General features: G+C 53.5%; 20 protein-coding genes. 13 read left to right on the top strand and 7 right to left on the bottom strand.

The window, feature by feature from the left end:
• Positions 1-22: 22 nt before the first annotated feature.
• The gene (locus MK110_11480; protein MCH2211915.1) at positions 23-871 is read right to left on the bottom strand and encodes a sugar phosphate isomerase/epimerase; all 849 of its coding nucleotides are present in this window, start codon (positions 869-871) and stop codon (positions 23-25) included.
• Positions 872-1,123: 252 nt separating this feature from the next.
• On the opposite strand from MK110_11480, the gene MK110_11475 reads away from it, so the two are divergent.
• The gene (locus MK110_11475) at positions 1,124-1,780 is read left to right on the top strand and encodes a hypothetical protein (GenBank protein MCH2211914.1); all 657 of its coding nucleotides are present in this window, start codon (positions 1,124-1,126) and stop codon (positions 1,778-1,780) included.
• A 130-nt stretch (positions 1,781-1,910) separates the two neighbouring features.
• Here MK110_11475 and MK110_11470 read toward each other — a convergent pair whose 3' ends face one another.
• Positions 1,911-2,774, bottom strand: a complete 864-nt coding sequence (locus tag MK110_11470) for a formyltetrahydrofolate deformylase (GenBank protein ID MCH2211913.1) — start codon at positions 2,772-2,774, stop codon at positions 1,911-1,913.
• A 418-nt stretch (positions 2,775-3,192) separates the two neighbouring features.
• Between MK110_11470 and MK110_11465 the strand changes: the two genes are divergently transcribed.
• Entirely contained in the window at positions 3,193-6,261 is a 3,069-nt protein-coding gene (locus MK110_11465; protein ID MCH2211912.1) for a hypothetical protein, read from the top strand.
• Between the two features lie 96 nt (positions 6,262-6,357).
• On the opposite strand, the gene MK110_11460 is transcribed toward MK110_11465, so the two are convergent.
• Positions 6,358-7,509, bottom strand: a complete 1,152-nt coding sequence (locus tag MK110_11460) for a glycosyltransferase family 4 protein (GenBank protein MCH2211911.1) — start codon at positions 7,507-7,509, stop codon at positions 6,358-6,360.
• A 207-nt stretch (positions 7,510-7,716) separates the two neighbouring features.
• On the opposite strand from MK110_11460, the gene MK110_11455 reads away from it, so the two are divergent.
• The 4 genes from MK110_11455 (at position 7,717) to MK110_11440 (ending at position 11,158) form a co-directional block, all read left to right on the top strand.
• Positions 7,717-8,337, top strand: coding sequence for a DUF1080 domain-containing protein (locus tag MK110_11455; protein ID MCH2211910.1), 621 nt, complete (start codon positions 7,717-7,719; stop codon positions 8,335-8,337).
• A gap of 150 nt (positions 8,338-8,487) precedes the next feature.
• Positions 8,488-8,886, top strand: coding sequence for a bifunctional nuclease family protein (locus MK110_11450; protein ID MCH2211909.1), 399 nt, complete (start codon positions 8,488-8,490; stop codon positions 8,884-8,886).
• A 92-nt stretch (positions 8,887-8,978) separates the two neighbouring features.
• Positions 8,979-10,013, top strand: a complete 1,035-nt coding sequence (locus MK110_11445; protein ID MCH2211908.1) for a hypothetical protein — start codon at positions 8,979-8,981, stop codon at positions 10,011-10,013.
• A gap of 251 nt (positions 10,014-10,264) precedes the next feature.
• Positions 10,265-11,158: a GNAT family N-acetyltransferase gene (locus tag MK110_11440; GenBank protein ID MCH2211907.1), complete on the top strand. Its 894-nt coding sequence runs from the start codon at positions 10,265-10,267 to the stop codon at positions 11,156-11,158.
• Positions 11,159-11,494: 336 nt separating this feature from the next.
• Here the strand turns inward: MK110_11440 and MK110_11435 are convergent, their stop codons facing one another.
• From MK110_11435 to MK110_11425, 3 genes are all read right to left on the bottom strand, one after another.
• Positions 11,495-13,117, bottom strand: a complete 1,623-nt coding sequence (locus MK110_11435) for a long-chain-fatty-acid--CoA ligase (protein ID MCH2211906.1) — start codon at positions 13,115-13,117, stop codon at positions 11,495-11,497.
• Between the two features lie 29 nt (positions 13,118-13,146).
• A complete protein-coding gene (locus MK110_11430; protein ID MCH2211905.1) occupies positions 13,147-13,644 on the bottom strand; it encodes a thioesterase family protein in 498 nt (165 codons plus the stop codon).
• Positions 13,645-13,837: 193 nt separating this feature from the next.
• Positions 13,838-15,367 (bottom strand): long-chain-fatty-acid--CoA ligase, encoded by a 1,530-nt coding sequence (locus MK110_11425; protein MCH2211904.1) that lies wholly within the window; start codon positions 15,365-15,367, stop codon positions 13,838-13,840.
• 183 nt (positions 15,368-15,550) lie between these two features.
• On the opposite strand from MK110_11425, the gene MK110_11420 reads away from it, so the two are divergent.
• Both MK110_11420 and MK110_11415 read left to right on the top strand, forming a co-directional pair.
• Positions 15,551-15,871, top strand: coding sequence for a hypothetical protein (locus tag MK110_11420; GenBank protein ID MCH2211903.1), 321 nt, complete (start codon positions 15,551-15,553; stop codon positions 15,869-15,871).
• A 301-nt stretch (positions 15,872-16,172) separates the two neighbouring features.
• Positions 16,173-17,582 carry a DUF1501 domain-containing protein gene (locus MK110_11415; GenBank protein ID MCH2211902.1) on the top strand — a complete coding sequence of 470 codons (1,410 nt, stop codon included), beginning with the start codon at positions 16,173-16,175 and terminating at the stop codon, positions 17,580-17,582.
• 25 nt (positions 17,583-17,607) lie between these two features.
• Here MK110_11415 and MK110_11410 read toward each other — a convergent pair whose 3' ends face one another.
• A complete protein-coding gene (locus MK110_11410; protein MCH2211901.1) occupies positions 17,608-18,996 on the bottom strand; it encodes a hypothetical protein in 1,389 nt (462 codons plus the stop codon).
• A 216-nt stretch (positions 18,997-19,212) separates the two neighbouring features.
• On the opposite strand from MK110_11410, the gene MK110_11405 reads away from it, so the two are divergent.
• The 5 genes from MK110_11405 (at position 19,213) to MK110_11385 (ending at position 24,877) form a co-directional block, all read left to right on the top strand.
• The gene (locus MK110_11405) at positions 19,213-19,368 is read left to right on the top strand and encodes a hypothetical protein (protein ID MCH2211900.1); all 156 of its coding nucleotides are present in this window, start codon (positions 19,213-19,215) and stop codon (positions 19,366-19,368) included.
• Positions 19,369-19,659: 291 nt separating this feature from the next.
• Positions 19,660-20,613: a hypothetical protein gene (locus tag MK110_11400; protein MCH2211899.1), complete on the top strand. Its 954-nt coding sequence runs from the start codon at positions 19,660-19,662 to the stop codon at positions 20,611-20,613.
• Positions 20,614-20,898: 285 nt separating this feature from the next.
• A complete protein-coding gene (rpmA, locus tag MK110_11395) occupies positions 20,899-21,153 on the top strand; it encodes a 50S ribosomal protein L27 (GenBank protein MCH2211898.1) in 255 nt (84 codons plus the stop codon).
• 1,480 nt (positions 21,154-22,633) lie between these two features.
• Positions 22,634-23,491, top strand: coding sequence for a carbon-nitrogen hydrolase family protein (locus MK110_11390; GenBank protein MCH2211897.1), 858 nt, complete (start codon positions 22,634-22,636; stop codon positions 23,489-23,491).
• 675 nt (positions 23,492-24,166) lie between these two features.
• Complete coding sequence (locus tag MK110_11385) at positions 24,167-24,877, top strand: DUF6268 family outer membrane beta-barrel protein (GenBank protein MCH2211896.1); 711 nt, start codon at positions 24,167-24,169, stop codon at positions 24,875-24,877.
• The last annotated feature ends 70 nt before the right edge of the window (positions 24,878-24,947 follow it).

The raw sequence follows: 24,947 nt of genomic DNA, 5'->3' as shown, positions 1-24,947 counted from the left end.
CTCTTCAGCTGCCGGGTAACACTTATCCTTCCCACCGGCTTTTCATGAACTCCAGTCCGTTTCTTGCAACGTCAAGTTCTGTTTCGAACATTCGACGCCAGATACAGGTTGCGGCTGCCAGTTCCGGCAGGGCCTGACCGAAGGCTTCAATCGTCAAATAACCATCGTCATAGCCGACCTGTTTGAGTGCCGCAAACGATTCGTCCCAGTTGACACCACCTTCCCCCGGGGTTGAACGGTCATTCTCCGAGATGTGGACGTGGGCCAGGTACTCGGAGCAGGCTTTGACAGCTTCTGTGATGGATTTTTCTTCGATGTTGGCGTGAAACGTGTCATACATCGTTCGCACGTTCGGATGGTTCACTTCGCGGCAGAATTGGGCCGCATCTGCGGCGGTATTGAGAAAATAACATTCGAACCGATTGAGATATTCGACGACCAGTGTCACGTCGCCGGTGCGGGCATAGTCGGCAACCTCCGACAGGACGTCTTTGCAGCGGTTCCATTCGTCTTGTGTTCGGCCCATACCGGAAAATTTTCCCAAGGTCGAATGAATCGGACCGCACAGGTGTGTGGCCCCGCTGGCGACACACATGTCCACTGTTTGTTTCAGATTGGCGACAGCTGCCCTGCGGACGGCTGCATCAGGAGAAATCGGGTTGGCGTCTTCTGCGCACACCGTGACTGCTGTGGCCTGTAGTTCGTTTTTCTGCAGCTCCTGTCCGATGCGGGAGTATTTTGCTTCATCGACGTCAAAAATCGGCAGCTCAACGGCGTCATAGCCGATGTCTTTGAGCTGTCCGAACAGTGGGAACAACTCTTCTGTGACATCAGAAGTCCACAGCAGCAAATTCATACCGTACTTGATCATTCAGTACTCTCCCGAGTATGTGTTTAAGACAAAATATCCGGAGTCGCCGGTTGATTCCTGATGTTCTGACTGCAAAACCTGTGAGTTTTGAATCCGGCTACTGCATCCCGGAAGGCAGCAGATCCGACTGTCAGGTGTTTTTGTGGTTTTCGAGGCCACGATGATCTTCGGGCCACAGGATGAGTTCCGTATCGCAATTCTGCAAGTGACCGTGTTGAAAGTGTCAAATCTCACAGTCTGAACTGTTTTTACATGAATTATCTCGCGCACGGATATCGTTTTCTGGATGACCCGCTATTCGTTGCCGGAACGGCTGTACCGGACTGGCTGCGGGTGGCAGCCCCCCGGATTCGTGCCCGATCTCGTGTGGTCGGTGCGATGATCGAAGAGGGCCGTGATCAGGCATTTCTGCGGCTGTGTCGGGGCATCATGCAGCATCATGCTGATGATGAGCTGTTTCACCGAAGCATTATATTTCAGGAGGTGTGCGAAGATCTGGTTCGCCGGTTTCACCGACTGATGCCCGATCCGTATGATCACCGACCTGGCCTGCTGGGGCATGTCGTGACGGAATTGCTTCTGGACAATGAACTGGCCCGCCGCGACCCCGAACTGCTTCCGCGATACTACACCGCCCTGCAGTCGGTTGATGCGGACTGGGTTCAGGAATCGGTGAATCTGGTAGTGTCCAGGCCGGTTGACGGTCTGGCCCGATTCATTGGTGCGTTTTGTCGGATCAGGTTTCTGCATGACTACGCAGACAACGACCGTCTGATGATGCGGATCAATCAGGTGCTTAGACGGATTCCACTGGCCGCTCTGGGTCCGGATTCCTACCCTGTCTTTGATCATGGCCGTCGACTCATTAAGCATCGGGCTGATGCTATGTTAACCGGGAACGGTCGATAAGATTTAGCCTGGCGGACAGAGGACGGGAGGCTTCTGTTTTTGAACCCGGTTGTGTGGGTCGACAGCCGACTTTGTCCGTAACTCAATCGTGTTCCATTGGGAACGCAGCGCCGGCGTTAATACAAAAATGTTATGTCTCCCGCCTGACGACACGATGAAAGTGCAGTTCGACTTCTTCGTTGATAACTCTGCGCAGCCCCTCCACCAGACAGTTGGGTTCATGATCGGATTCGCCCTGGCGTTTGATGTTACTGAGTGACGTGCCAGGTAAAACCGTAAACGAACTTTGATGGATGATCTGGTTTCCTGCATCCAGTTCGGGAACGATAAAATGCACTGTCGCTCCATAACACAGCATGTGGTGCTGGTGGGCGTCTTCGTACGGACGAAATCCGGGAAACGATGGAAGCAGTCCGTGGTGCAGATTGATGATTCTCCCGCCTGCAAACTTCCAGCAGAGTTCCGCCGGCAAAACCCTCATGAACCGTGCCAGCACGATGTAGTCAATCTTGTATTCATCGACGAGTGATTCCAGACGGCCGTAATCCGGGTTGCCGTCCGGATCACCGATGTTGTGCCACGGGACACCAAACTGTTCTGCTACACTGCGGCAGGAATCGCGGTTGCCGATCATGACCGCCGGTTCCGCCGAAAGCTGTCCGTCACGGACGGCTCGCAGGATTGCCAGTGGATGCTCGGTACGGTACGTCGTGCAAATTGCAATTTTCGGCGTTGTCTGGTGCTCGCCGCGGGTCCAGACTCGGATCTGTAATCCACGAAGTTTCCCAATCTGGCTCAGGTGATCTCTCAGGACGTCGATACTGTCATCGTTTTTCGTCCAGTTGATTCGCAGCAGCATCGCAAACAGGTGTTCACTGTCCCGGTCGTACATCTGAATTTCATAAATGTTGGCTCCGGCTCCCGTCACGTAGTGGACGATCGGGTCGGCCAGTCCTCGATTATCCGGTCCGACCGCTGTAATGATAATCTGCACAGAAATTCTCCGTTTTGCTGCTTCGTGTCACAGAATCCGACACCTGTCCGGTGCTGTCTGACGTTTTCGGCATGACACAGGTCCAGTGTCCGGGACCCAGAACGGCGGGCTGACACCGGATTTGATTTAACCAGAGCCAAATCCGCTGATTGAACCGTCTGCTCTGATCCTTGGGACTTCATCGGGGCTGATCTTGAGACGGATCGGGCTTTGAGGTTAGAAAACAGGTTAAGTTAATGGTGGTTGGAGCAGTTTTCAGAAGATATCAGAATTCGACTGTCGGCAGATATCCGGAGTGGGTCAACCTGGAATAAATGATCAGGCAGGACTTTCTTTGTCGAGCTGAGAGCCGGTTTTCAACGACTAGCAATGAATCCGTGGAGGCTGTGGCATGGAAGCCCGGGACCGATTTGAGACGGTGAACAGATTCACTGAGCCTGTGCTGACAGCGGCACTGGCCGCTTTCCTGCTGCTAACGCTGCTGTGCCAGTGGGTGTCGATCTGTGGCACGTCGCCTCTGTCGAACACAGCGTTGTGTGTGGCTGTCGCTGCGGGTGTAGCCGGTTCGCGTTTTCTGCGGAGGCGGATTCGTGCTCAGAATCTGCAGACAATCATTGCCGGCGTGACGGGTGTGCTGACGGTCGTGACTGCGCCCGTATGCTTTGAGTTTTGTCTGAGACTGGGGGCCGGCTTCGGATTGTCTCCGTTTGCGGTCTGGATGGTTGCGGCACTGCCTGCTGCCGGTGCCCTCGCGTGTTGTCTGCTCTTTGATTTCGGTTCCACGGAAATGACTCGGCGTCGTGTAATCGGCTGCGTCGCAGGAGTCACGTTTTTTGCCGTTCATGCCTGGTTGTTCCGGTCGTTTACATTTTCGGTGATACTGCTGGGCGGCTGTGTGGTTGGAATCGCTGTACGGCGACCAGGCGACACAGCTGATTTTCGGCCGAATGGAATCAGGACCTTCAGAAGTGACTTCGGGATCCTGCAGATGCTGATGAATGTTGCGGCGGGTACGGGGGTTGTTGCAGGAATCCTGGTTTTACATCGCGTCTTTTCGGTTTCCCTGATCGCGATTTGTGCGGGAATCGTCTGCACGGGCGGCCTGCTGCTGGTAGCCATGATACCACAGCTGCAGCTCAAATATCGTCCACGGGTTGTCTGGGCGGGGAGCTTGGTCGTCATTGCCATTCTGCCGTGGTTTTTTACGGGTGTCGTAAACTGGAATCTGCATCTCCGCGCGACGATATCCACCGGTATGGAAATGGTTTTTTGGCAGGGTTTTCAGCTTGCCGTCTGGTCAGTGCCGCTTCTGATGGCTGCGATGTCCGGTTGCCGTTTTCTTGAAAGTGGGCAGTGCCGGACATCAAATGTTCATCCTGTATCCTTTTGTCTGGGGAGTGCGATTCCCGGGCTGGTTTCTCATATGGGGATTTCGCCGGTGTGGCCGGCATTGACTGCTGTCGGCGTCATTGCTGTCGTGCCTGTCATGTTGCTGTGGCGAGTTGCTAATAACAGTGATCGTTTTGGTTTGATCCGGCTAACTGGTGTGCTGTCCGCTTCTGCAGCCGTGATTGGCATTTTTACTTTGTTACCGGAGATGACCGGTCCGTCGCGTCTGTTGTTCTCTATGAGACCGATTGCGGCCATTCATCACGGTGTGCCCGCGGATATGATTTCAGAAAGCGATGCTGTCCGACTGGCTGACAGTTATGAATCAGCGGAAGGAACGGTGACGACGTGGAAACAGAGTGCGGATGCGCTGGAAATAAGAGTTAACGGTCACAGTGTGGGTGAAATTTCCACAAACACCTCAACGACGCCGCAGCCTGTTGCAGAAGTTTTGACGTGTGTCCTGCCGCTGGTAATGCATCAACGTCCTGGCAGCGTGCTGCTGATGAGCGACTATTCGGGTGTTGCTTTGAGGACCTGCCGGCAGTTTCCCCTGCATCGAGTGACTGTGGTCAGGCCGCCGGCTGCACACAGTCAGTTGACGGCAGTTGAGTCTTTGGAAGACGGCGAAATAGAGATTGTGTTCAAGGATCCGGAGATTGTGATCCGTGATGCATCGGTGGCTCCGGTTGACGTGTTGATTTCTGTTCTGGCAGATCCTTTGAGAAGTGCATCATTGTCACGTCTGTCAACGTGCTGGTTTCGGGCTGTCTCTGAAAGACTGACGGCAGATGGTGTGTTTTGTCAGCGCATTCGACAGCAGCATATCGGTCGCGAGAGCGTCCTGCAGATCCTGGCCAGAGTCTCCGAGGTTTTCGAAAATGTCGCGATGGTGCGGATGGGACCAGGAGAAATCGCGCTGCTGGGCAGCAACTCCTCAGTTCCTCTGCTGGACAGTGGGGTACTGATGCGCATGTCGCGGAGGCACGTGCAGCGCGAGTTGAGTCGCTGCGGGTGGGATTGGTGTCAGCTGGCAGCATTACCTGTGGTTGATTCCGCCGATCCGATCGGACTGTGGAACCACTATGATCTTTCGCCGGGTTCCGCCGTCAACACCGGGTCATTAAGTCTGCGTCTGGGCTGGGAGACGGTGCAGTCGGTGAATCATGCAGGAAACGTTCACAAATTGCTGGCGCCGCATCAAATGAGAATCGCTCAGGCGGTGCCGTCGGGGCCGACTCACGAAGAATTTCGCCGCAGGATCAGTGCTTATGCTCAGCAGGTTGAGATACTGACCGCTTTTCCCGATCAACCAGGTGTGTATCGTAAATCACTGAAATCAGAGATGCAGCGAAATCCGCGACGACCAGTGGAGGTGTTTCGTGACGGTAAACTGCACCGTCTGCCGCATCCGCTGGATGAGCATCGCAAAGCTTACCTGACGACCCTCGGGGAAGTGCTGAAACAGGTTCGTTCCGGCCCGGTGTCGCTGTCGGAACTGCAACGTCTCAGTGATTTTTCAGTGGATTATGAGCCTTTGATCTCGGATTTTGTTCATCATGAACTGGTGAGCATCCATGAACGGGCAGGACATCCTGAACCCCGGGTCGAATTTCAGCATCGTCTGCACACGATCCATTACACACAGCCTGGCGACTATTCCGTTCGGAACGTGGTCGCAGCACTGAAACAGCTCACTGAACAACCTGAAATTGTGGACAATGATGTGGAACGGTTTGATCACCTGAATGATCTTGTTCAGGAGTTGATTCTGCGATGGGAGGCTCGTACGGAATTTGAGCCGACATCCGCTGTTCGCATGCAGCGTGACGTTGAATTGTCGATTCAGGTCACGCAGATCGCTCTGCAGCAAATGGAGAAAATTTTCGCTGTCGCAGGAAAGAAACGGGAGAGATTTCTGACTCGCCGACAGTTTGTTTCCAAAGCCCTGATTGGTCCGCTGCGGGACTATGAACAGCAGGTACTTGCACACCGGGCAAAGCATGAACCACTGGTGCGGTCCCGGGAGGAACCAGGTGAAACTCTGATGCGGGACGATGAACTGCCCGCGATGCTGGACCAGACTTTCACCAATTGACTTCGCGTTGACCAGACGATTGGTCAATGACGCGTGAGATACGTTGCGGCCGTCGTGTCGTGTCGTGTTCGGTGAGTTCGGGGGCTGTTTTTAAACTCAATTCAGAATGGTGCGGTACACGTCCCGAATCCGCTCTGTCATGTATTCGTGGCGAAACTGTTCGGTAAACCGACGGCGGCCTTCTTGCCCAAGTCGTTGCCTCAGACGCTCGTCTGAGGCAAGGCGGATAATCGCATCCGCGAGAAGTTTGACATCGCGTGTCGGCACCAGAAGTCCGGTTTCCTCATCGATGCAGACTTCGGGGGCGCCGTCGATATCGAAACTGACCACTGGTTTTCCTGCGATCAGACCCTGTGGTAACACACGGGCCAGGCCCTCCCAGACGCTGGTGTGGGCCACCAGTTCCGCCGCGTGAATGTAGTTCGTTACTTCAGCGGGCGGTACCAGTCCGGCATACACAAAATGATTTGACAGTCCCAGGGCGGCAATGCGGGACTCAAATTCGCTCCGTAAAATTCCATCACCAACAAGTAAGAACTTCACTTTGGGAATCGCTGCCGTAATCTGTGAAGCAGCGTCAATCAGATAATCATGGCCTTTCAGATTAAAAAGCCGGGCGACCTTAACAATAACGATGTCGTCATCGGCAATCCCCAAACGTGTTCGAACTGCTTCTCTCGATTCAGTCGGATTGAGGAAACGGTCAACATCCATTCCGCTGTAGACTGTCGTGTATTTTGACCGAGTCCCGATACCTGCATCGAGGTATTGCTGAATCATCGCGTCGCAGACGGTGATGAAATGCTGGCACCAGCCATTAGCCACATTCTCTGCGCGTCGATAGGCCCAGTGCAACATACGTGGCTGGCCGTAGTGAAAGGAAGCGCCATGAATTGTGTGCACACATGGAATTCCCAGGTCGTATGCGGCCCGACGCCCGATGATTCCCGCCTTGGAACTGTGCGTATGAACCAGATCCGGTTGGTAGTCACGGAGTTGTTTTCTGACGGCAAAATAAGCCTGCAGATCACTCAGTGGATTTAGATTCCTGTGAAGCTGAGGCACCAGTCGAACATCCAGCTGTCGCTCGCGGGCACGGTCTGCCAGAGTGCCTTCGGGCCCGGTTGCCGGACCGGTAATCAGGCATACCTGGTCTCCGTGCAGATGGTGCTGATCATCAACACTGAACAGTGTGTTCTCCTGAGCACCGCCAATGATCAGTCGGGTGATGAGATGGGCGATTCGCATGAAAAATTCGGTTGCCGCCAGTCAGCCCGACGCACAGAATTGTCGGCCGATTCAAAATGAATGAGTGGAAAGTGCGGAAAGATTTTCGTAGAAACAACAAACAACGGTGCAACCGTCGACGTGAAGGGACGGACGATGTATTCCGTCAGTATTCCCAGTGCGGAACTTCACTCAAATGCCACACCTGTACCTACCGGAGAACGACGAATGTATCGAATATCCATCCTGATGTTGACTGCTTTGCTTTCCGCGCAAGGTGCTGCCGAGGAAACCGGCGAGTGGAAATCAATTTTTGACGGAACCATGACCGGCTGGAAGGTTGGCGAAAACGCAGATTCCTGGGGCATCGAAGACGGGAAACTGGTGTGCAGCGGACCCAAGGCACATCTGTTCTACGTTGGAAACGATGAACCGTTTACCAATTTTGAATTTGAGTGTGAAACGATGACAACTCCGGGCAGCAATTCCGGAATTTACTTCCATACAGATTATCAGATCGAAGATTGGCCTCGGTGGGGTCATGAATGCCAGGTCAATATTTCGCACCGGGATCCGATTAAATCCGGCAGTATCTATGGCGTTGTCAAAGTGACGGAACCACCCGCCAAAGACAATGAATGGTATACGACAAACATTCGCGTCCAGGGTCAGCAGATTGTGATCACCGTGAATGGTACCGTTGTCGTCGACTACACAGAACCTGAAAATAAGCCCGCATTTTCAGAAAAGTTTGAGCGACGGCTTGGGCGCGGCACATTTGCACTTCAGGCTCATGATCCAAAGAGCACGGTCTATTACCGCGGGATAAAAGTTCGTCGCCTGCCGTAGACCAGGCTTTCTGGTTTGCCCCTCCTTTCGTCAATTCCGGTTTGGATTTGAGCCGGAGGGAACCTGCCGTACTCCTGGTACGTCCGGCAGGTTACCCGGTAGATCTGCGTGTGTCCTGGTGCTGTAGAGGCCAGGGTGATAGGAGTTTTTATGCTGGTTCCGATGCAGCTGAGTCGTGTGATTGTTTCTGACCTCAACGATCAAAGAGCCATCTATCTCAGAGAAGTCGATGGGTATCGAGTGTTTCCGATTTTGATCGGCGATTTTGAGGCGTCGGTAATCAATCGTCGGTTACTTGAAGAATCACCGTACCGCCCGATGACACACGATCTGCTGCACAACTGCATTGCAGCGATGGGTGGTGTGATTCAGGAAGTTGTGGTGACTCGAATTGAAGATCACACCTATTATGCGCTGCTGCGCGTCAGCCAGGGTGACGAGATTCACGAGATCGACTGCCGTCCCAGCGACGCAGTGGCTCTGGCTATTCATGATAACCCGGCAACTCCAATTTTGGTCGACGACAGTGTTCTTGAGCAGGTGAGCTGATGCGCTCGGCGTTCCGGATTGCTCCCGTTATTTTTAACCGCCCGCTGTTTAGGTTTTGTTGCCGGCCTGTTGTCAGGAATGCCGGCCGTTTGATGGTCACCCTGATGTTGCCGGCGATTGTGTGTTGTCCTGGCCTGTTGGCAGAGGACGCCATCCCCCTTTGGCAGTTGTCAGACGGACAGAAATTTGCCGTCGAGGTTGCGACTCATCGGGTTACAGAAATCAGTATCGGCGATCACACAACCGACAGCGATATCACAGATCGAGCTTTACTTCATTACCAGATGTCCGGATACGACCGGTCCGGCAGAGCCCGGCTGCAGGTGCAGATTCAGTCACTGGACCGGACCACCATCGACAAACATGGTGAAAAGAGCATTCGATCACTTGATGTACCTAAGGCTTTCAGGTTTCCGGCTGTGCTGATGCTGGTATCTGACCAGGGAAACGCAGTGAACGTGGTTGCCGAAGAATCTGTTTTTCGTCGTGACACCGGGCCGTCGCATCATGTGCTCACGCAGGTCTGCAGCGATGTTGTGTTTCGGTCGTGGTTTGATCTGCCGTTTTGTGTTCCGGTGACAGTCGGTCGTCCGCCGTTCAGACCTTTTCCCGCAAGAAATGTCGGCAAACCGCCCACCAGTTCCGACTCACAGAATCCACCGAGGCAAAAGGCCGATGACGATTCCGGACTGACATTGGACAGCGAGTGGACCAGAACGCTGGTTGTGTCGCTTGGACTGCCCGGGAACGTACGTTGCGATTATGTCTGTTCTGTGGATTCGATCGAAAAACCGGAAGTACGGTTTTCCATGCAGGGGCCGGTCGGCCTGGTGTCGCATCAGTTCAATGACGACCTGCCTCTGACATTTCAGGATTTTCAGCTGACCGGATCGGCGTTCACGGGATCGGGGCGAATACTGCTGGATGAAATGACCCGGGTGCCGAAGTCGATTCAACTTGATCAAAACCTGACATTGGCAGGACAGGCCATCGTATCTTCCGGGGGACGGTCTCGTGAGTTTCGGTTCAAACAGTCATTGACGCAGACGTTGAATACGTCAGAATTGGGGCTGACGGATCTGCCTGACGGGGTTCCACTCAAGCCCGCGTCTGCAGACCAGAGATAATCCGGTTTCTTTTCTGTTTTTTGTCCGATTCTTCAGGGCAAATGTCTGAGCCGTCCCATGCCGATCTTTGAATACTCCTGCACTCAATGCGACTCTGAATTTGAACTGCTGGTCGCAGTTCGAGAGACACCGGAATGCCCGCAGTGCGGTTCGCAAACGCTTGAAAAACTTATGAGTGTTGCGTCCGGCCGTGTGGCGAATGCCTCGCCTCTGCCGATCAATGCAGGCTGTCCACCGCCCGAAGCGGGGCCATGCAGTCCCGGTTGCTGCCGTCTGCCACAGTGAAAGACGGGTTCCGGATCGTTGCCGATCATCAGGACGGTTATTGCTGGACGGCGTTGCATGGAAATTACGCAGTACTGCAGATCCGCGGGCTGCTGAATCCTGACGGTCCGGTGGACCTTGTTTGTGCTCAAAACGCCGAACTGTCATCTGATGCCATTCAGGACATTTGGGATCAAGTACTCGTGGAAACGTTGATTGTCGCGAGTGACAGTCGACGCAACTCCGTGCGGTGCCTGGTAGAAGCCGGGTGTCCGGTGGTGTCAACGGTCAGTCTGGCGGCTCATGGATTTGAGCCGACTGTCCGTTTACAGGCCTTGAGGCATCGGAGCGAATTGAGCGGGAAGGAAGATCCTGGAATTCACTGTCAGCCACTTGCAGACGCGATAACGGGCTACGGCACCAAAAATATCGAGGAATTGATCGCAGGTTGCCTGGATGGATCGCAAGACCTGCAGGCGCTTGATCCAGTGACACCTCATGGGCTGCTTTCCGGATGGATCTCGTTGCCGGATTCCGAATTACTGGTGGCACAGGATCAGAACAGGCTGGCAGGTCTGGCCGTCGTCACCCGGGACACTGATGCTTGTTTGGTGACCGTGGAGTATCTCGGGGTTGTCCGACATTTTCGACGACAGGGAATTGCCGGACGTCTTCTGAAACAGGTGAGTTCGGGCTGTGTTTCCGATCTTCAGCAGTCAAAGAGTAATGACATCGTGGCGTATTGCGACCGGGAGAACGAGCCGGCAGTGCAGCTTTACAGGGCCGGTGGATTCAGTCCCGGTGAGACTCACACAATCTGGCAACATGATCTTCGGGACAGTGGACTGAAAAATGTTCAGCAGCAGCGCATCAAACGATAGGTTTTCACTTTGAGTACTGTTGTCGCCAGGGCCGGATGCCCGGGCGCGCCACTGTGATCTGAAGCCGGAGATGCCTTCGTTCGGCAGCAGAGCACTCATGCCGAAGTTGCTCGGGGCGGTGTGTTTCGGTTCAACAGTGTTCGCGTGGGTTCACGCGATGGGCCGTTTCCTGCCGACTTCAGCTGCCGTACCAAAAAACAGGCTTTGATTACGCCGCCGTTCAGACAGAAATAAAAGAAACCTGTGTGTAACAACTTTGTCGTGTCCCCGGAACGGCTGATGAAACGGTCTGTCAGCCGTCTTTACCATCCGTTGCGGTACGGGGGGAGCCCTTCGTCACGTCGGTTGATTCGGCAGTCTGTAGTCTGAGAGCTGTTCCCGTAAACGTAGTTTGCTTATTTTTCCGGTTGCGGTCATTGGAATTTCGTCCACGAACACCACATCGTCGGGCAGCCACCACCGGGCAACTTTGTCGCTCAGATACGTTAGTATCTCGTCTCTGGAAAGATCGGAATCCTCTTTGCGTATCACCACGAGAAGAGGACGTTCTTCCCATTTGGGGTGAGAAACGCCAATCACCGCCGCCAGCTGGACTTCGGTGTGGCCCATTGCTTCGTTTTCAAGGTCAACAGAACTGATCCATTCTCCTCCGGACTTGATGAGATCCTTGGCACGATCGGTGATCTGCAGATATCCATACTGGTCGATGTTGGCGATGTCGCCGGTATCGAACCACCCGTCTGCGTCGACAGCATCATGCTCGTCTTTGTAGTAACGACGAACAACCCAAGGGCCTTTCACCAGCAGTCTGCCCACTGCCTGACCATCGTGCGGGAGCTGCTTGTTGTCGTCGTCAACAATTTTCAGATTGCAACCGAAGATGGGTTTTCCCTGTTTCAGTCGTACTGCGATCTGCCGTTCGTACGACCAGTCGATCATGTCGGCTTTCAGGCGACAGACCGTGCCCAGCGGGCTAAGCTCCGTCATTCCCCACGCCTGCAGTACGGTGACACCGTAGTCTTTGTCGAATGTTTCGATCAGGTGTCGAGGGACCGCCGAGCCGCCGATTAAAACTTCGCTGAGATACGGCAGGTGCAGTTCATTTGTCTTCATGTACGACAGCAGCATATTCCAAACCGTCGGTACCGCAGCGGAAAATGTGACCTTTTCACTGTCCAGTAGCTCGTGGATGCTTTCGCCGTCCAGCCGGGCTCCCGGAAGGATCAGCGGTGCGCCGGCCATGGGACATGCGTAGGCCAGTCCCCAGCTGTTCGCGTGGAACATCGGGACAACCATCAGAACAGTCTCTGTTGAACTGATTCCTGCTCCATCGGCACCACTCACGCCATAAGCGTGGAGTAAGTTAGAGCGATGTGTGTACTGAACTCCTTTGGGGTTGCCGGTCGTGCCGGAGGTGTAGCACAGTCCGGCCGGTGTCTCATAGGAAAGTGTTGGCCAGTGGTAGTCAGCAGACTCGGCGGAGATCAGTGATTCACTGGGAACGGCATTTCGCAGATTTGTGTCTGGCATATGCTCATTGTCGGTGAGCACAATGTATCGCTCCACAGTTGGCAGCCGTTCCTGAAGCTGTTCAAGCAGAGGGACAAACGGCGGGTCGATCAGCAGAATACGGTCCCCGGCATGGTTGACAATGTATTCGATCTGTTCCACGAAAAGTCGCGGGTTGATCGTGTGACAGATCGCGCCCTGGCCGGAGATTGCGTACCAGGCTTCCAGATGTCGCTGTGTGTTCCAGGCCAGTGTGCCAATTCGATCACCTGTCCGGATATTCATCCGTTTCAGTGCGTTGGCCAGCTGTCGCGTTCGTGCTGCTGCTTCTCCGTAATTCGAACGCTGAATCGAATCGTCTTCCACACACCGGGTAACAATTTCCACCTGCGCATGAAACCGGCCTGCGTGTTCCAGAATCTGTACAAGATTAAACGGATCATTCTGCAATTTGAATCTCCTGGTGACTGGTCAAAAGATTACGCCGACATGATCCCGCACACCGGAGCCTCCCAGGTAAGTTGTCTGCTTTGAGTGAGCAGACTGTCCATGGGGTCAGCCATCTCAGGCGGAATAGGAGCCGTACGCCGCTGTGACAGATTTACGTAACTGCTGACGATTTCCTGAGTGGCTGACACATCCTGCTTCTGGTCATTGGTCATGAAATGCAGCACATGAAACCGTTTTTCGGACCGGCCAATTATCCGTGAATAAATCCGTATTGTGTGTCCCGCGCGCACTTCTGACAGATACCGGATGTGTGACTCCAGGGCAAATGTGCCTCCATCATTTCGGCCGTCGAATACGTCCGTCATTCCCACGAGTTTCATGAGCCCCATGAAACTCATCGAGAACAAATGTGTGTACCACATCACATTCATGTGTCCCATCGAATCCAGGTAATCTTCCGCTATGGTGTGACGGTACGTTTCAGGCAACTGGCTCACAGTCGCCGGGTCAAGTTTTATTCTGGTCATAGTCCAGCCGGCTGCTTTCCTGCACGTTCTTGGGTCTGAATCGGGCCTGCATATGATGCTGTGTTATCCACCCGCTCCCATGTTTACAGACCTGCTGACAGGACCTTGGTTCTGACAACGATCAGTTCGGGTTCCGATAACACTGTTACTTCCGGGCGAATCTCAGCCATGCGAAGCAGCCACGTTGATGATCCTATTTTACCGGGGTCCGTCTCTCCAGCCACATTTCGCGCAGAGTGCGTTTCACAATTTTTCCGTTGGCATTCCGAGGAAGTGTATTTGTGAACTGTATGTATTTCGGGATTTTAAATCTGTTGATTCGGGTCGCAGTCGCTGTGCGGATTTGATCCTCCGTCAGCTCTGCACCGGGCAGCAGAACGACCGAGACCGCGATCTCTTCCTGGAATTTTTCATCGGGTACCGCGTAGACGGCTGCCTCAGCCACCTGAGGCATGCTTGAAATGACTTCTTCAATTTCGCGAGGAGAGATATTCTCACCCCCCTTGATGATGATGTCTCTGATGCGGTCAGTTATGTAAATGTAACCCCGCTCATCAGTATGCCCCGTGTCACCGGAATGCAGCCATCCGTCAACCACCGTTGAGGCTGTTGCCTTTTCATTGTTCCAGTAGCCTTTCATGACGTTGGGACCGCGAATACAGATTTCTCCGGTACGGTAGGGGCCCAGATGATTGTTGTTTTCATCCTGGACGCAAACATCCACGCCGGGCAGCGGCCGGCCGACGGATCCGGGTACCGGCTCTTCGGCATCGGCGTAACCGGAAACCACACAGGTCGCTTCCGACTGTCCGTATCCGTCGACCACACGACAGTCGTAAAGTTTTGCAAAGGTGGTCCGGACTTCTTCGGAAAGAGGCGCCGATCCGGCAGTCACTGTCTTCAGGCTGGACACGTCGCAGTGTTCGCGGGCCGGATGATGAATCATCGCCACCTGCATGGCCGGAACCAGTGAGCAACGTTCAATCCTGAACTCCTCAATTGCCTGCAGCACTTTTTCCGGATCAAACCGCCGCATCAGTACGTTTTGTCCGCCAAGAACGACACTAATATTCATCAGCATCATGCCATAGACGTGACTCATCGGCAGCACCATCAGTGAGCGATCAGATGCTCCCGATGAAAACAGAGTTGCGGTTGCCTGGATATTGCCTGCAAGGTTGCCGTGAGACAACATGACTCCTTTGGGATGGCCTGTGGTTCCTGACGTGTAGATGATCACAGCCGTGTCATTATCACTCGCATCGTACATTTCGGCCCGCGGAGCCGCCGACGCCGCCATTGAGGAAATGTTTTCGGCACCGTCAGTATCTGTCTCACCAAAGACAAGAATCTGTCGAAATCCATCGATGGTCCCGGTTGCCTCAGTAACCTTCTGAGTCAGGTCAGCTGCCGTAATCACTGTGGCGGCACCTGAGTTTTCCACGATGTAACGGACTTCTTCGGGAACCAGCTGAGGCATAATCGGTACGGCCACGGCACCGACTCGGGCAATCGCCTGAAAAGCCTGTGGAACTTCGAGACAGGATTCCATCATTACCACGACGCGGTCGCCGGCCTGAATCCCTCGTTCAGTCAGTACTGTCGCCAGCCGGCAGCCATGTTCAAGCAGTTCACGATTTGTGTGCCAGCGGTTTTCAAAATGCCAGGACTCGTATTCTCCAAATTCTGTAAGCCCGTCGACCGCAAGTTGCGCGATATTCATGCCGAACCTCCGAACGACGTTTTCAGGTCGCTCATAAGCAAGCACACTGAAGAGGCAGGGAACCTAACGTGCGCGTTGCACAGTGTCCAGCAAATGTATCGATTGCGACCGGCACCTTGTATCAGAACAGGGACAACTGGAGTCGCCTCCTGTTCCTGGCATGATGCCGGACCTTATTGTGCCGTGACAGGGGAGATTGATACAGGGGAGATTGATACAGGGGAGATTGATACAGGGGAGATTGATACAGGGGAGATTGATACAGGGGAGATTGATGAGGTGTCTGTTCTTCGAGGGGACTTTTTCGGGAGGAGAGGCTTGGTGATTTTCAGTTTCACGTTAAGCCGCAGCGTTCGTGGTTGGTGTCGTTGGAGCGTCGATAAATTTCCCGGCGGAGTTGAGTCCGACGTTGAGACGCATGAAAACCACCATGTACTTTTGGACAGTGGTGGAAAAACGATGACCGGAAAATGGCCGGTCGTTACTAATTCCCTCTCCTTCTGAATACCTCGAGAGAAGGTGAGTGGTCAGTATTTTTTGATTCTGCATGCCTTCTTATGCAGGGTGAACTGTATATGGTATAATTAGGCAGTCTTTTGACCTGCACCCGGGAAATCAAATGTGTGCTGAGAAAGTATGGTCAGGAAACACGCGTTCAGGAATACTGAGGTTGGATAAGACTGGTTTTTCTGACGCTGCACCTGATTGAGCTGTTTTGTGTTTCAACAGTTATTGTCAGTAGTTTACGAGTTGGTTAATATGAAGTTTTGGTGTGGATTTGATCAATAAACCGTCGGAGTTCCTGATGGCCCCCAAGACCGGATATGACGTGCAGCCCCCACGACGTTCACGTCGTGGATTTCTGCAGTCCAGTCTTCTGGCTGGTGGTGCCGGTCTGGCACTGGACGATGTGCTGAGACTTAGATCACAGGCCGTGGCGGAGACTCAGGGCAAATCCGATACGGCGGTTATTCAGATCTGGCTTGGGGGCGGGCCCAGTCAGTTTGAAACGTTTGATCCCAAACCACAGGCTCCGTCCGAAATTCGGGGGCCGTACTCGCCAATCGCCACAAAAATTCCCGGGATTTCATTTTGTGAAATGATCCCCAAAATGGCTCAGATTGTTGATCGTGCTTCGATTATTCGAAGCGTGACACATACAACCAACGGCCATTTTACCGGGGCACACTGGTGTTCAACGGGATATCCGGGAACCGCAGAACGGGCGACGCATCCGTCGGCAGGAGCAGTCACTTCGCGTTTTCGCGGTTCGAATCGGCCCGGGCTTCCCGGATACGTCCTGCTTGCTGATGAACAGACAAAAAACCTCCAGATCGGCGAAGTCATGGGGCCTGGTCATCTGGGGGGGCAGTATTCCCCGTTTACCGTTCTACAGGATCCGTTTTTTGACGAGTTTAATCCTCAAAAGATTCGTCAGGCCACAGCAAGTCTGCAACTGGCTGATGACATGACTGTAGGGCGGGCCGAGGACCGCAGGTCACTGCTGGCCGGAGTCGATCGTCTGGCACGCAGCGCCGATATCGGCGGATCGTTCGAGGGGGTTGACCAGTTCACCCGCGCGGCGCTCGAAATGGTTGCGACGGGTGAAGCGCGTCAGGCGTTTGATCTCAATCGGGAATCTCCGGAAACGCGTGACATGTATGGGCGCCATCGCTGGGGACAAATGGCGCTGCTGGCACGGCGTCTGGTGGAAGCCGGTGTCACGTTTGTTACCCTCAATACGGCGCCGGACTCGTTGTCGTGGGACTGGCATCGCAATATCGTTAATGATCATCGACCGTCAGACGGCTCGCAGGGGCCCAACCGTGGAATGGAAGTGACCGGTCCGCCGATGGATCAGATGGTGTCTGCACTGGTGACGGACCTGTATGAACGCGGACTGGATCGCAGGGTACTGCTGGTTGTGTGGGGAGAATTTGGTCGCACTCCCCGAGTGAACAAAACCGGAGGTCGCGATCACTGGGGGTCACTGATGAGCATTTTGCTGGCAGGTGGCGGCCTGAAAACCGGTCAGGTTCTGGGGGCGTCGAACGACAAGGGTGAGGTGCCGGTTGAACGTCCGGTGAGTCCCGGCGACGTGCTGGCAACGATTTATCGTCACCTTGGAATCAATCCGACTCAGGAGACGATCACGCCAGCCGGTCGCCCGGTTCCGGTTCTGCCGGAAGGTTCTCCGATTTACGAATTGATCTGAACCACCGCCACCGGACGGATCGCTTTCATATCAGAACGTATTTTTGGTTCTCAGTTGCGGTCCATGCCTTTTGCCAGGCCGGGTCACTGGTGTCGTCCCACCAGTCTGTTCGGACTTCGTTCATGTATCCGGGAACCGGACCAGGCAGATTCGTTTTTTGCCCAAGGAGCCTCGTAAGCATTCTCATGTCGTCAGTATGACCCTCAGTGCCTGGAATGTGCCGGGCGACAATTGTGGGACCGTGCTTGTAGACAATTCTCACCAGATAGGGCGCCAGACTCGGTTTTGGCCGACTTGCTACCTGCTTCAACTTTTCAACATCGACGGTGACCCCCAGTCCCGGACCGTCCGGTACTGAGATGCTGCCGTTTTCAATAGGCATGGTTTCGTTGGTGACATGATCGTCCCAGAGTTCTGCCAGATTGACCTGATCCATTGTCGCGGTCGGGAAAACGGATGTTTCGTGTGCCTGAAAGGCCTGGTTGATATAGGTGCCGGCCTGCTGCAGCATGATCGGTTTGTTGACGTGTTCCGCCACACTGGCCACGTTCATGGCCTGGCCAATCGGAGCGTGTCCTGCCATATAACCGTCTGCTGATCCGTTGACCATAAAGTTGACCGGCGCATGATGTCCGACAATCGGAAAATCATACTTGTCACAGAAATATTGCCAGTCCTCGGGCTTCGCAGTGCTGATGGGATCCTCAATGCGTCCAACAATTGGAAACTCCCGGAGAGCGTCGAGTACCGGTTCAATGGCCGCCCGATGTGAATTGACGTTGAAATCGTAATGGACCCTGAAGTCCGGCGGGGCCACCGCCTGCATAGCCCGCGTTTGATCAACGACATTCTGTGTTTCGTCGATGTGATACTTTAGCCACTTGTATCCCATGGATGCAGCGTGCCTGACTTCTTCGGCCATCTTCTCGGGAGCAAACGAAGCCGTCCACGCTGACACCGGCATTCGATCACGAACCTGTTCACCGATGAGTTTCCAAACCGGAATGTCCAGATATTTGCCCATGAGATCGTACATTGCCATGTTGAACGGCAGATCGGAACGCGAAGCCAGCCAGTCAAACGGACTTGTTCCAATGTACTTCTTCCGCTGTTCATCGGAGACGTTGTAGATCCCCCACGACTGTCCCGCACCAACAAGGCCTTTGTCTGTCCTGACCAGTATCACAGTGTTGGCCTGAAGCCGGTAACTATGGTACCGCAACACATCTGTTGAATTGAATTTGTGATAGGGAAGGTAGAATGTGTAGCTCTCGATTTCGGTGATCCGCAGCCTGTTGCGAACCCGTTCCGCAGCCATCAGCCATGGATTGTCACGGAATCGCGGTAAGAGCATCGCGGCGCCGGCTCCCGCAAGCTTCGTCAGAAATGTTCGACGATGTTGACGGTGAAACATGAGATTCCTCTGCGTGGTTTCCGGATCATTCGAAGATCAGTCAGCAACAGCATGCTAAGCGATGATTCCGGGAGATTGACCCTTCACGCCGTCGGAATATGGGTGTATTCGCGGAATACCAGGGAACCATATTGTGGTTGACATTGTTACCTGGTTCAAAACGCTGTGAGCATTATCCGTGGTAGAATAAATAGTCTGTCATAGAAATCACGCCGGATGATCGCCTGGAACGGTGACGAGAGAGACCATGCTTCGCTTGATCTCAAAGAGTTACGGTACTTTGGGGAGCGAGGCACTCGGGTTGTCACCGCGACTGCGAAGTGGATGACTCTGTCCCAGCTGAGATCGGATGACACCCGCAATCTGATCTGAAACATGATGTCCGGGAAAGGTGAGACCCGGCAGGCGACGACAAATTCCCACCGGTAATCCATTGTCGAAACAAAATCTGGTTGATGTACACGCTTCGTCGCTGGTAATTTCCTTGCTTTTGCAGAGCTTGCGCAGACGATAGAGCAACCTCCATCCGGTATCCGGTCGATAACTTCTATGGGACCGTCGCAGAATTTCGACTGACCGGCATAATGTGCCGGTTCTGCCGGTAAAATTAGGTGACGGACGTTTTTAAGTTCGCGACCAGTTCAAGTCATCAGGATCTGTTCAATGTTTGGCCGAACCTGTCATTTCTGTTTGGTGCTGCTCACGTTTTTTGCGGGAATCAGCCAGCAGGCTGCATACAGTCAAACGATTCGGGCCGAACTGAATCGAGGCTTTGCTCGCAGCAGTTCGATTGTTGTCAACGTGCAGGAAATGCTCGGGACACAGCTAAACCGTACGGCAAACGATGCGATCCTTGGCCCGGGATTTCCAGCTTTGTGGATTGCCGAAGTTCAGTACAAACCGGTTCGGCTGCTGCGACTGCCGGTCACAGATCCACAGACTCAGCAGACAAAGCGTGAGCTTGTCTGGTACATGGTGTACCGCGTCATACCACGGGACTACACGGAATTGGCAGGGTCTGAAGAATCCCGGTCGAACCTGCTGAATCGTCTCCGGAATGAAGCTGTGGATCCCCAAAATAAACCGGATGAATTCCGTACTGACAGCCTGGTGATGCCACGTTTCGTGCTGCAAACAACTGATGAGGGTGCGGAAAACACCTACGTTGATGAAGTCAACCACGGCATTCAGCAGGCGGTCTTGAGGCGGGAATTTCGTGATAACGCCAAAGATCGGCAGCTTCTCAACAGCATCGAGGCCATTTCTGCTGTTGGGACTCAGGTTTCTGTAGATGACCCCGACGCTCTGGATCACGCACTCTACGGAGTTGCCATCTGGCGCAATGTTAATCCTGATACAGACTTCTTTAGAGTGATCATGTCCGGGTTCAGCAATGCTTATCGGCTCACTTCGCATGATGACGGAAAAATCATGGTTGAGGACAAGTGTATTGTGCAGGAATTTGGCAGGCCTGGAGATCGCTTTGAACAAAGTGATCGAGAGTTTCGTGTTGTCGGTGAACCAAAATGGATCTATGTGCCACGCGAAGCAACTCTGGATTTTCCCGGTGTGCTTTCTGTTCTCGGCAACAGAACGAAGGATGCGACTGTCAGGTAATCACCCAGGCCGGACGTTCACCCTGTGGACCTTGTCAATCGTCTATTCGCCGGTGGATTGTTATGTGCGTAACGGCCGTGATGTCCGTTTAACGCTCCCTGAACATGCTGCTTCCTCCGGGAATCCATGCGAGAGGTAGTGAGAGATCTCTTGCATATTTAGCTCCGGACGTCAAAATAGGGAATTAACCTATTCGGAGATCGCTTGTCCGCGAACTCAAAGGCTTGTCCGAGAGACTCCATTGCTGCGTCTCTCCGCGAATATCATAGTAAATGGAACGGTAATATGGCTCACAAGAAAGGACAGGGATCGACCCGTAACGGACGTGATTCGCAGGCTCAGCGACGGGGCATCAAGAAGTACAGCGGCGAGAGTGTGGCTCCTGGTAACATTCTGGTTCGACAGTGTGGCACCAAATGGCATCCGGGCCGCAACGTAGGTATCGGTAACGATTACACGCTGTTCTCGCTGGTTGAAGGCGAAGTGTACTTTGACCGCAAGGGGCGAAGAATCAATGTTGCTTTAGCTGAGAACAATTAGCTCTCGTGAACCGTGCAAGGCTATTCGACGCCTGTTCGAAGCTCCTCAGTTGGGTTTGAACAGGCGTTTTTTATGCGCGGGGATTGTCGTTTCGGCTGAGATAAGTGAATTTTGTGGCGGGGCAGGTAGTGTTGAGTTGTTCAGATGCCGATCTTCTGTGTCCTGCCGCAGGCCGTGAACGTGATGACGATCGGCCAGCGAAGTTGAGGTCTCTGTCAGTTCGACAGTCTGCCCCGGGGGACAAGCTGGTCTGATCTGGTCGGTATCAACTTGATTTGTTGCAGCTGCATCCAAAATGACGATGACCACGGGATATACGCCCCTGGGCAGCTTTTGGAAAAGAGACGGGAATGAACAGTCTGTTCGGGAGCACATGGCCATGAATGGAGACGGCCCGACAGGTCTCCGGCGGTTTGTTTTTCGTGGTTGAATTCCCCTCAGTGCCGGATTGATCCTGAGAGTTCTTAATCTGTTCGATGGCGAATTTGAACGGGCCTCTCAGGGAATTGGAACGCTGGAGTTCCTGATGCGATCCAACGAGTGTAACCGGCCTGATAAACAGTGCCGGACGAATAAGCGATACTGATGCATAAATATGCAGCTGTTTCCATCCAGTTATGCCTGCGTGCAGAATTGTGTGAAACGTTCCGGTCCATGGACTGCTAAATTCGCTGACCATTTGAGAAAAACACTCAATGAGATTGTGTCTCTGCTGTCGATTTGGCGCGCGTGTTGCCTAGTCAGCGGTGGAAGGCCTATCCGCACACAAGTTGGGCGTTGTTCAAAACTCGCGTAGTTAAGTGAGCGGATGAAGGATAAGTTCACACGCCATGAATGCATGGCCGGATCAAGGCCTGTCTGAGAAATTGTGAGCAAAAAGAGGAGATGGCAGGACCGGAAGTGGTTGAGCACGGACGTGGTCTATCCACCAGGACTCGTCGAAGGAGCACCGGTTTCCGGACCAACATCGGGAGCAGTAACCCCTGGGCTGTCTGGTTCGCCTGTTCCCACTCATAAAAGGGCTCGTTGCCCGAGTGGGAGCTCCTGTCGTGTTGTCTGTCTGGCAGACGCTCGGCGGAAAGAGGGAAGGATTTTTCCTTCCCTCTTTTCATTTGTACCGCCGTGAACACACACGAGGGTTGTGATTGCAGAAGACCGGGTTGTAACAGGAGAATATCGGACCCTGCCGCACATGCGGCAGGACTAAAAGGTTCGTGCCGGACTCAACAGCATTCTCCATGTTTCGGATATCATCCTGCCTTGATGAACGTGTTTGAGTTCACGGTACAGTTCATTTCTGTCATGAGACCGGATTTTCCCCGCTGACGTGTTAAACCGACTTTTGTGTTGCCGGACAGGACTCCTTTGTAAGACACTGTGTGTGCGTCTGACATACGGTAGACCAAACCGTGTGCGATCAGCTCTGCAGTCGGAGGTACACGCATCCTTGTGTGTTTTGTGATTCAAGTGAGGCTTTGGCGTGACCACATTAAGAATCGGGCTGGCTCAGACCCGACAGACGTCCGATTTTGATCAAAATTCCGAGACGATTCTGCGATTCCTGGACGAAGCGGCTCGTGAGAGTGTGCAGATCGTTTGTTTCCCGGAAACACAGACGGTTGGCTATCGTGTTGATATTGCCGAAACCCGTGCACCGTGTCCCGTCGCGAAGTTGAATGAACTGCACGAAGAAGTGGCGCGGCGTTGCGCCCGCGCACACATGGCCTGCATTTTGGGAACGGAGACTCCTGTTGCCGGTCAGCCAGATGCCAGACCGTACAATTCAGCGCTGGTGATCAGTGAGCAGGGTCAAGTATTGGGTGTTCACCACAAGACGAAGCTGACACCCCTCGATGCCGTAGCGTACTCATCCGGGAACACGATGCAGACGTTTGAACTGTGCAACGTGTGTGTGGGCGTGGTGATTTGCTTTGAGGGATTCCGTTTTGCGGAAACAACGGCCGAATGCGTCCGTCAGGGAGCACGCCTTGTCTTTCACCCACAGAATAACACCACGCGTCCCAATGCCTGGAAGATTCCCCTTCATCATTCCATGATCACGACCCGAGCGGCCGAAAACACGATTTGGTTTGCATCGTGCAACGCGTGCCTGGATCCGCATCAGAACTGTCGTTCAATGGTCGTTGCTCCCGATGGTCAGGTGCATGCTGAATCTGAACTCCGGCAGGAACAACTACTCGTGACTGAAATTGATCTCAGTCTGGCGACACAGGCGATGTTCCACTTCGACATGGAAGACTGTGCCCCGTTGCTGTTTTCAGACACCGTGGATCCTGACGAATATGCGTCAATACCGGACGATGCCGGAACCAGTTAAGCAGGGTTGTGCTGGATCGATATTGCCATGATGCCGGTTGTTTAACACGTCAGCACACTCGCCGGCGTGACCGGACACATTTCGGACAGGCATCGCCGATAACACCAGTGGATTAGAAACTCGTGGAGCGGAGACGAGTTCTCATCTTTTGTTCATGAAGTCCGGCTGAATTGTTCGTTGTTTCTGAATGCGATGAACGTGGAATCCTGTGGGGAACGGCACAGACACGCGTGATTGGTGATGTTAACCGCAGGTGACGACATTGCAGGCTATGGCCGTTCGTTTCCTGTTTCAACCTGCCAGACCCACTCCACAATCAGTCAGAAGTTCTGAAACTTATTCAGCACGATCGGCAACTTCTGCTATTGGGCATGACGATCCCAACAATTGACCTGGAAGTCTCACCAAAATCGAATTCTTAACGCAGGTCAGTCTCCATGAGATGACTAAGATTCCATCGTGAAACCTGTCCACTGTCTTATCCTAATGTTGACGTCGTGCGTTCAAGCGCAGCATGCGTCTATTGAGCAGTCTTCCCTGCAATGTGTTCCCCACGGATTGGATTCCACACCGCACGTAAACATCACCGAGATTCCTGTCAGACGGTTCAAGAAACAAGCGGTTCAAAACATCAAGTTTTCTGCCGGTTGGTTAGAAGCCATTGGCCACGACGATTTGAACACACGTTTTGTTGAAACATCTGTTGATTTGGGCATCCCACTCGGTAGTTTCCAAAATATTCTCGGAGTCACTCCTTCCTTTCGAGCTGATGTTTTTGACGTGGCACCAACGCTGGACGTTCCCGCTGAACTGTTTGAAACCGGGTTGAGTTTTTTCTACCGCAGGCCAATTCATAATCAGCTAAGCGCGATGGCTATCCTGCGTCCTTCAATCCGCAGTGATTTTACGACGAGTGATCAGGCGTTTCGTGTTTTTGGGCTCGGTTTACTGAACTGGGATTATCAACCGGAGCTTCTGTCACTGTCGTTTGGTGCCGTCTATCTCGACCGTGCCGATCTACCGCTGCTCCCGGCAGTCGGCCTGACATGGACTCCGAAGCCGACGGTCAAACTCGACCTTCGCTTTCCGGAATCGAAGCTTGCATGGCGACTGGACAAAAACGGCAGCCGGTATGAAACGTGGAGTTATCTCACAGCCGGTATCGGCGGTAATACCTGGGCAGTGACGCGGAACTCAGGACTCACAGACGAATTGTCTCTGCGGGATATCCGAGTGATCTTTGGAATTGATCACGTCACCGATGGCGGAGGCGGCTGGTTCGCTGAATGTGGCTATGCATTCAACCGGCGCATTGAATATGAAGTGACGGCCACAGAAATACGGCTCAGCGACGGTGTTCTGTTACAGGCGGGCTGGCGTTATTGATTGATGCACGCAAAGCCGCTACTGAACATGTTGTCTGCCCGCAGGATTTGTGCGCGACCTGGCGCTGGAC

The organism is Fuerstiella sp. (assembly GCA_022447225.1).
In the GTDB taxonomy this organism is placed as follows: Bacteria; Planctomycetota; Planctomycetia; order Planctomycetales; family Planctomycetaceae; genus S139-18.
This window is presented reverse-complemented; position numbering and strand designations above follow the sequence as displayed.